This window comes from Ruminococcus sp. (assembly GCF_024684275.1).
In genome coordinates, this window is the sequence record NZ_JAIKXF010000015.1 from 18,873 (window position 1) to 27,588 (window position 8,716).

General features: G+C 45.0%; 8 protein-coding genes. 3 read left to right on the plus strand and 5 right to left on the minus strand.

The genetic code is table 11. The features are described from left to right. Positions 1-5: 5 nt before the first annotated feature. On the minus strand, positions 6-1,538 hold the full coding sequence (gene cls, locus K5677_RS01800; protein WP_296723981.1) for a cardiolipin synthase: 1,533 nt from the start codon (positions 1,536-1,538) through the stop codon (positions 6-8). Positions 1,539-1,880: 342 nt separating this feature from the next. On the opposite strand from cls, the gene K5677_RS01805 reads away from it, so the two are divergent. Then, positions 1,881-2,327, plus strand: a complete 447-nt coding sequence (locus tag K5677_RS01805) for an acyl-CoA thioesterase (protein WP_296723991.1) — start codon at positions 1,881-1,883, stop codon at positions 2,325-2,327. 47 nt (positions 2,328-2,374) lie between these two features. Here the strand turns inward: K5677_RS01805 and K5677_RS01810 are convergent, their stop codons facing one another. Continuing rightward, the gene (locus K5677_RS01810; protein WP_296723993.1) at positions 2,375-3,691 is read right to left on the minus strand and encodes a peptidoglycan DD-metalloendopeptidase family protein; all 1,317 of its coding nucleotides are present in this window, start codon (positions 3,689-3,691) and stop codon (positions 2,375-2,377) included. 194 nt (positions 3,692-3,885) lie between these two features. On the opposite strand from K5677_RS01810, the gene K5677_RS01815 reads away from it, so the two are divergent. Beyond that, entirely contained in the window at positions 3,886-4,137 is a 252-nt protein-coding gene (locus tag K5677_RS01815) for an ATPase P (protein ID WP_296723994.1), read from the plus strand. 48 nt (positions 4,138-4,185) lie between these two features. Here K5677_RS01815 and K5677_RS01820 read toward each other — a convergent pair whose 3' ends face one another. Then, positions 4,186-6,573 (minus strand): cation-translocating P-type ATPase, encoded by a 2,388-nt coding sequence (locus K5677_RS01820; protein WP_296723996.1) that lies wholly within the window; start codon positions 6,571-6,573, stop codon positions 4,186-4,188. Positions 6,574-6,744: 171 nt separating this feature from the next. Here K5677_RS01820 and K5677_RS01825 point away from each other — a divergent pair, with 171 nt between their 5' ends. After that, complete coding sequence (locus K5677_RS01825) at positions 6,745-7,320, plus strand: biotin transporter BioY (protein WP_296723997.1); 576 nt, start codon at positions 6,745-6,747, stop codon at positions 7,318-7,320. 42 nt (positions 7,321-7,362) lie between these two features. On the opposite strand, the gene K5677_RS01830 is transcribed toward K5677_RS01825, so the two are convergent. Together K5677_RS01830 and K5677_RS01835 are read right to left on the minus strand one after the other, a co-directional pair. Continuing rightward, positions 7,363-8,211 (minus strand): patatin family protein, encoded by an 849-nt coding sequence (locus K5677_RS01830; RefSeq protein WP_296723999.1) that lies wholly within the window; start codon positions 8,209-8,211, stop codon positions 7,363-7,365. 21 nt (positions 8,212-8,232) lie between these two features. After that, positions 8,233-8,716, minus strand: a 484-nt coding sequence (locus tag K5677_RS01835) for a hypothetical protein (RefSeq protein WP_296724000.1), incomplete at its 5' end; no start/stop codon positions are given.

Below are 8,716 nucleotides of genomic sequence, written 5' to 3' on the forward strand. Positions count from 1 at the left end.
ACACATCACAGCAAGGGAGCAAATATATTCAGTATTGCCCCTGCTATTTTTTTGTGTACAGGACGCTTTGCGTAGGCTTCGGCTGTTATCAGCTCAGAAACTGCCGCTGTACGCTCAAAATCCTCAACTATATCTCCGATAACAGAGCTGTTATAGAGCACCGAGCCGCATTCAAAATGCAGGTAGAAGCTTCGGTAATCAAAGTTTATAGTGCCTACAACCGCTGATGTACCGTCGGCTACACAGGTCTTTGCATGGATAAACCCAGGGGTGTATTCATATATCCTGACTCCCGTATTCACAAGACGGCTGTAGTTGTTCCACGCTATCATGTGAACATACCACTTGTCGGGGATATGAGGAGTTATGATACGGACGTCTACTCCCTTTTTAGCCGCAAAGCCAAGTGCATTGGTCATTTCCTCGTCCAGTATCAGATAGGGCGTGGTTATGCAGACATAGCTTCTTGCGTTATTGATAAGCTCAAGATAGATATTCTTGCCTACAGGCTCCTCGTCAAGGGGAGAATCAGAAAACGGCTGTATAAAGCCGTCACCTACGGCAGAAGCAAGGTCAGGCTTTATTACAGGAGCGAATCTGCGTATCACACTGCTTTCTGACTTCTCCCAGAGCTGTAAAAACATCACCGTGTAATTCCACACGGCTTGTCCGCGTATCATTATGGCAGTGTCCTTCCAGTGTCCGAAGCGCTCCTTGCGATTAATGTACTCGTCGGCAAGATTAGTTCCTCCGTTGAACGCCGTGTGACCGTCTATTATTACGATCTTGCGGTGGTCACGATTGTTCTGCACAGAGGATATCATGGGACGGAAGGGATTAAAGACCTTGCACTTCACGCCGTTTTCGGAAAGTCGGCGGAACGGCTTCACAGAATTTAGCATTCCTGTTCCTATGCCGTCATACATGAGACGAACGTCAACTCCTGCCTTTGCCTTGCGTATCAGGAGCTCTGACATAACGTCAAACATATAGCCCTCGGTAATAATGAAAAATTCAAGGAATATAAATCGCTCAGCCTTTTCAAGCTCCTCAGTAAGCTTTGAGAACTGAGCCTCACCTAAGCTGAAATACTCAGCACAGGTGCTTCGGTAAACAGGATACATACCGTGATCAGCCACGTATCTTGCAAGATTCACGGAATCGGGACAGCTCATTTCAAGCTCTGACATGACGTTTTTATCCTGCACAAGGAGCTCACGAGTCTGCTTCTGATTTCGCATATCAATAGATTTCGGGAACTGCTGTGAAAGCTTGATGTAGATATAGGAAACTCCGCCAAGAAGCGGAAATACACTTATAAGTACTATCCAAGCCACACGGTAGGATATGGGCTCGTTCTTGTTGGTGATATATATTACAAGAAAGATGTCCAGCGCAATAAGCGAAATATAGAAGAATACAAAATGCTCACCAAGACTTGCTACAGCAAGCATAAGAAATCCTATCTGCAATAAAAGCAGTATCACAAAAGCCGCATTTGTGCTGAGTATACTGCTTAGAAGTTTTTTCAGCTTCATAATCCACCTCTGAATAATATATATTATTATTATATCATAAATGATTATAAAATACAACGTCCACGGAATCAAAGTCAATGCTCAGTTATGCTTTAACGCAAAAATGCAGATCAGATATATCAGCGTGAAAAATCCGGCACACTCTCTGTGTTATTGCTCCGCCAATTATACTTTGCCAAAAAGGCGAAAGCAGAAAGTAAATTTATCAAGGAAGGGAAACGCAGGAATGCTGTCGCATTTCAAGTTTTTCTGACGCCGAGAAATTTACTTTATGCCGAGTATTGGTTGGCAAGGTTTAGTTGGCGAAGCAATAAAATCAATAAACGAAAGGAAGTATTTTTTTTGAACAAGCTCAGACCATACGAAAGAAAAGTTTATTACTACGAAACCGACAAAATGGCAGTAGTACACCACTCAAACTATATCCGCATTTTCGAGGAGGCTCGTATGCACTATCTCACAGAAGCAGGTCTGCCTTTTGAAAAGATCGAAGAAATGGGCATACTCATGCCATGCCTTGCCCTTGATTCCAGCTTCAAGCGTCCTCTTGTCTTTGACGAGCCCTTTGCGGTGTACATGAAAATGGATAAGTTCAACGGTGCTACCATACACATCACTTATAAGGTAGTCAGCCGCAGGAGCGGCGAAGTCTGCGCAGAGGGAAGCTCTACCCACTGCTTCACGGATATGAACTTGAAGCCTATCCGCACTAAGCACACTCACCCTGAGCTTTATGCAGCTATCGCAGAGTATCTTAATTACGAATATGACTTTGACGCAGAACATTGATGATATACGCAAAACAGGCATAAAGCTGAGCTTTATGCCTGTTTTTATCATACTGTCGCCTTGACAACAGCCTTTTTCAGTGCTGTAAGATCAAATATATCGACCGCTCCGTCCTTGTTAAGGTCAGATGCAAGATACTGCTTCTTGGTAAACTCCTTGTTCTTGCCGAGTATATAGCTCTGAAGCGTAACTATATCCGATACATTGAGCTTACTGTCGTCGTTCAGGTCTCCAAGAACACCGCTGAAAACATCGCTGCTGATAATAAAATCAGTTTTTACCAGCTCAACGCTGTTACCGCTCTTATCCTCGGCTGTTATTTTATAAGTGTACTCGCCGTCATTAAGAGCATTGAACGCAATGTTTTTGTCAAAATATGAAGAAAGATCATACTTTATGGTATTTGGAGCCGCCTCTGCGCACTGGCTCGTAGCCTCACCGCTTCGGAAATAAACTCCTCCGTATACCTTAGTTATTATCAGATTTGAGGTGATATTGCCCTTTATGGAGAAGGTCTTGCCCTTTTCAAGAGTCCCCTCAGGAGCTGTGACGTTCTCTATCTTTATCTCTGAATGGAGCTCTGACTTTTTTTCCATATAAGTCATTGAAGAAAAGCCTTTCTTTCCGTTGTATTCAACCTTTGCCCACTCGCCGTTGGCAGAAGTGACCGTGAACTCAGCTCCGGCAGGTATCTCGCCTACAACAGCAGATGAGGTATTATGGTCAGCTCTGATGTTAAGATACGTAACTACGCCCTTTGTGGTGTACTCACCTGCATACTCCTCAGAGAAGCCGCTGTCGGTTTTCGAAGTTCCTAAGACAGAATTGCCTCCGCCGTTATTGTCCGAATAAACGAAATAGGTAGTTGGATCATAATATGTACGTGCCGGCCAGCCTGCCTGCAAGGAATCACAGATACCAAAATGGAGATGATTGCCTGAGGAATTTCCCGTACTGCCGACCTTTGCAATGACGTCGCCCTGATTGACCTGAGCTCCTGCACTTGTGACCACCTGTGAAGCATGGGCATAGAATGTGTAAACTCCGAGGTCGGGGTGCTGGATTATTACTGTATAGCCGTATGCGTCCATCCACTCAGCAGATACGACCTTTCCGCCTACAGCAGCGTAGATATTGCTGCCGCCGTCAGCTTCGATGTCGATACCGTTATGATAGCCCGAAACATCATTGACATTTCTCGCTGCATCAAAGTAAGTGGTTATATTCTTGAACCTTGCCTCCGTAGGCCATACTGCATATGCAGCAGCATGAGCAGAAAGCCCGAAGGGGTATATCATCAGTATAGTCAATATCATAAATAAAGCCGCAATTATCGCCGCAGCCCTCTTGGTTTTCGTTATCATTGTTTTTTTCCTCCTGAAGAAAGATCAAACTGACAATAACTATTTTACCACATTTTTGCAAAAAAGTCAATCCGCTGTGGTGCATAATCACAAATCAGAGTGCACATACTTTTTGCGAAATTCTATTGACATTGCCTAAAAAATAGGGTAAAATATATATGTAAGACATTACTAACCAAAAGGAGCATGATACTATGGTAAAAACTGTTATTAAAATAGAGGGCATGATGTGCAATATGTGCGAGGCTCACGTAAATGACGCTGTCCGCGCCGCAGTTTCGCCTAAAAAGGTCACTTCCTCACACAGCAAGGGTATTACTGAGATCATTTCCGAGAATGAGCCTGACAAAGCCCTTCTGAAGGAAACGATCGAAAAGGACGGCTACAAGGTTCTTGACATCACTTCTGAACCCTATGTGAAAAAGGGACTTTTCGGCTTAAAATAACTCACAGAAAAAAACTCCCGAAAGGCAATAGCTTTTCGGGAGTTTTTATCATTCCTCGTCCTTTATAAAGAAATTCTGTACTCTTTTGGTTATAAGAGTGAGGTATCTCAGACAAGGCTCTGCGATGATAGAGAAGTTCACGCAGAGGAGTATGCAGCGGTTAGACATTGATGTAATGGCGAAAAGATCGCTGACGAATATCATACAGCAGACAAGTCCCACTGCACAGCCTATCCACATCCACATCTTATACATATCCATAGGCTTGCAAATCTGGAACACTATCATCATTCCGACCATACTCATGAGTATAGTTGAAGCCGTAGCTATATCCGTAGGCGCTACGTTGAAGATATTACCGAAGTATACCATAGCGCAGACCACAAGCACATCCGTCAGTGCCGCCGGCAGAGCCTTCAGCAGTATGTTCATTATGAACCTTCCCCTGATTATATCACGGTTAGGCATGAGCGACAGCACGAAAGCAGGAAGTCCGATAGTGAACATACTTATAAGAGATATCTGCGAGGGCTTCAGAGGATAAGCAAGTCCGAAGCAGATAAAGAGCACCGATATTATCAGTGAGAAGATATTCTTTACGATAAACAGGCTTCCTGAGCGCTCAAGGTTATTTACTACCTTTCGTCCCTCAGCAACCACATCCGGCATTTTTGAGAAGTCTGATTCCAGAAGCACCAGCTGTGCCGCCTGCGCCGCAACATCACTTCCCGAAGCCATAGCAACCGAGCAGTCCGCGTCTTTCAGTGCGAGAACATCGTTTACGCCGTCGCCTGTCATAGCGACTGTTTTGCCTGCCTTTTTAAGTGCGCGGACGAATTTGCGCTTCTGCTCCGGAGTTACTCGTCCGAACACGGTATAGCGCTTTACAGCGTCCTTGATAGCTGTATCGGTAGTGAGAGTGGTCGCGTCAACATACTCTCCTGCATTCTTGATGCCTGCCTGCTTGGCGACTTCGGATACAGTAACAGGATTATCACCCGAAATTACCTTTATTTCCACGCCCTGCTCAGCAAAATATCTGAATGTCTCGGGAGCATTTTTTCTTATGGGATTTGCCATTATCACAAAGCATACAGGCTCTACGTCAGCTTTCAGAGCCTTTCCGTCAGGTATTCCCCTGTACTTCACGAAGGCAAGGACTCTGTAGCCCTTGCGGCTGTAGGATTCAAGAAGCGCCTTATGCTCTCTTATCCTGTCCTTCATTACAAATTCAGGAGCGCCCATTACATAGGAATCACGCTCAAATGTAACACTGCTGTACTTGAACTCTGAGGAAAAGCCTGTGGAAGAAACCGCATATCTTCCGGCTGGTCTGTGGAAGTGGCTCTTTAAAGCCGCCATAGTCTCGTTATCAGAGTCCTGAGCCGCCGCAAAATCGCTGATAAGCCCCTCGATAACATCATCGTCATACTGATCGGAGGCAGGAACAACTGCTGAAACATTCATTGTGTTCTCGGTGATAGTACCTGTCTTGTCCACACAGAGCACGTCAACTCGTGCGAGGGCTTCGATACATTTCATGTCATGAACCAGTACCTTACCCATAGCAAGGCGCATTGTACTGATAACAAGGGCAACGCTGGCAAGGAGGAAAAGTCCCTCGGGTATCATGCCTATAACAGCAGCGACCATTGACTGTACGCTTTCCTTGATAGAATCGTGGTTTATATAATATGACTGGTAGAACAGCAGGCTCCCTATAGGGATAATGGCAAAGCCTGCGAACTTTACTATCCTGTTCAGCGAGCGTATCATCTCGGACTGCTCGCCCTTCTTGGATTTTTTTGCCTGTATGGTAAGCTTTGATATATATGACTCCCTGCCCACCTTTTCGAGTCGTGCGCGGCATGAGCCCGAAACGATGTAGCTTCCCGACATGAGGGTGTCTCCTGCCTTTTTGTTTATCTCATCGGATTCACCTGTCAGCAGCGACTCGTTGACCGAAACATTTCCGTCAACTATTACTGCATCTGCGCTTATCTGGTTTCCTGCCTTGAAAATAACTATATCATCAAGAACAAGGTCCTTTGAGGGAACTGTCTTTACCTCGCCGCCGCGTACAACAGTAGTTACGGGAGCATTAAGCACCGATATCTTGTCCAGTACCGACTTTGAGCGAAGCTCCTGTATGATTCCTGTAAGAGCGTTTGCGATGATTATAGGCATAAAGGTCAGGTCACGGTATGAGCCTACAACAATAAGAAGAACAGATAATATCACGAAAATAAGGTTGAAATACGTGAAGATATTGTCTGCAAGTATCTCCTTTACCGTTTTCGAGGGAGCTTCAACAGGCTTGTTGTCCATGCCCTCGGATACTCTCTGACGTACCTGCTCTGAGGTAAGTCCCACATCATAGTCAGCTTTTATTCGTTTTATGTCAATAATATCTCTGAATTCACTGGTTTTATTCATTATGTCCTTTTACACCTCGCCAAAAAACTATTATATTAAGTATAACACACTTCCATAATAATTTCAATGGCTGAAACAAATTTTAATGTCAACCTAATTCATCACAAAGGGTTGACAATCGGAAATATCTGTGCTATAATGTATTCATATCATGTAAAAGGAGTTTTCATCATGGAAAATCAAGCTGTATTAAAGAAAAACACAAACAAATTCTCAACAAAGGACATTGTGCTCATCGCCATGTTTGCCGCTGTTATGGTGGTATGCTCATGGATATCTATCCCTATCGGCGCTATCGCGTTCACACTTCAGACCTTTGCGGTATTCTGCGCAGTGAATCTTCTCGGCGGCAAAAACGGTCTTTTCTCGATATTAGTGTACATACTCCTCGGAGCAGTAGGACTTCCAGTTTTTTCGGGCTTCAAGGGTGGTATAGGAGTTCTTGCAGGTCCAACAGGCGGCTATATCATAGGATTTGTATTTATCGCCATTATTTTCTGGATCGGAACAAAGCTTTTCGGAGAAAAGCTTCCGCTTCGCATAGCTCTTATGACCATAGGACTTGCAGTGTGCTACCTTTTCGGTACTGTATGGTTTGTTTTCGGTTATTCTAAGGGCGAAAGCCATATGACCTTCCTCAATGCCATGAAGATCTGTGTCTTTCCGTTCATCCCCTTTGACCTCGGAAAGCTTGTACTCAGCCTGCTCATATCAGAGCCTGTAAAATTAGCCGTAAAAAAGCTGTAATTGCACGAAAAGCCGAAGAACAAATCGTTCTTCGGCTTTTTTTCATATATCAAGAAAAGCTTTCACCGCTTCGAGGTTTTCAGCGGCAACGCGCCTGCCTATGCGGTAGACCTCTAACAGCACCTCAGGATCGTGCTCGATATGTCCTATAGGCAGAGCCTCAGGCGGGGCAATAACAAATGCTCTGCCTGCATTCTCGGCACTGCGGATATATTTAAGCTCACCGTTGTACATCTTGTGGCGGTTTGCTATTGCTCTGACAAGCTCGGGATACTTGCGGTATCTAAGCTTTAAAAGCGTCTGAGCGCCAGCAGGCTTCTTCACATAATCACGGGGCTGAGTTACGATAACCACATTTTTCTCACAGCCGCGGCTCTCCATAAATCTCAGCGGAATAGAATCCGAAATGCCGCCGTCAAGCAATTTATAGCCTCCTATCTCTACAATACGGGCTGCCAGCGGCATTGAAGCCGAGGCACGGAACCATTCAAGCTCATCGTAGCTGATATTTCCGCATTTGTGATAGACCGCCTTACCTGTGGTAATATCGGTGCACACCACCCAGAAATCCATAGGCGAATTGTTAAAGGCTTCTTCGTCCACTACGTCCAGCTTATCGGGGATAGTGTGATAGCAGAACTCGCCGCCGAACATATCTCCCGTCTTTATCAGTGAGCTTACGCTGCAATAGCGCTTGTCATTGCAGAATCTCGTATTATAGCGTATAGCGCGGCGTATCTGACCGGATTTATAGTTACAGCCGAAAGCAGCTCCTGCGGAAACTCCCACAGCAGCGTTAAAGGTAATACCGTTTTCCATAAAGACGTCAATAACACCTGCGGTAAAAAGTCCGCGCATAGCGCCGCCCTCAAGTACAAGTCCGTATTTCATTTTCTTATCCTTCCTGTATAATCAAGCATTATATCTGTAAAAAAGCAGCTTATCGAGTGTAACTCTTGGTCTCCACCACTCTCTCGCCTGCCCGAATTCTTCATAGTCGTTGTACCACTGCCACGATATATCAAAGCCGCCGTCGTCAAGCTGCAAACTGCCGAGGACTTCCCTTTCTGCCTTGATAAGCGGACGGATATCATCGGTAATGAACTGCCCGAAAATGCCGCAGAAAAAGTCCGACGGCACCGGAACATACTCGACTCCGTATTTTGAAATATCACCGCATATGACCTGTCCCAGCTTTTGGCACAGGAGCTTCTTTGCGTCAAAACCGCTGTCACCGATAACAGCCATACCATGTCTTTCCATAAGCTCATAGGCTAAAAGATAGCATTTAAGGTCGTCAGCTATCATCTCTTCCTGCTCCGAAAGAGACTGAAAAGCTTCGAGAACTATCTGCATATAATAGCTTCTTTCCTCGCTGAAACAGCACATAAACGCC

Excerpts from the sequence above, each read along its gene's own strand:
- cls (WP_296723981.1), bottom strand. The coding sequence starts at position 1,538 with ATGAAGCTGAAAAAACTTCTAAGCAGTATACTCAGCACAAATGCGGCT.
- K5677_RS01810 (WP_296723993.1), bottom strand. The coding sequence starts at position 3,691 with ATGATAACGAAAACCAAGAGGGCTGCGGCGATAATTGCGGCTTTATTT.
- K5677_RS01815 (WP_296723994.1), top strand. The coding sequence starts at position 3,886 with ATGGTAAAAACTGTTATTAAAATAGAGGGCATGATGTGCAATATGTGC.
- K5677_RS01820 (WP_296723996.1), bottom strand. The coding sequence starts at position 6,573 with ATGAATAAAACCAGTGAATTCAGAGATATTATTGACATAAAACGAATA.
- K5677_RS01825 (WP_296723997.1), top strand. The coding sequence starts at position 6,745 with ATGGAAAATCAAGCTGTATTAAAGAAAAACACAAACAAATTCTCAACA.
- K5677_RS01830 (WP_296723999.1), bottom strand. The coding sequence starts at position 8,211 with ATGAAATACGGACTTGTACTTGAGGGCGGCGCTATGCGCGGACTTTTT.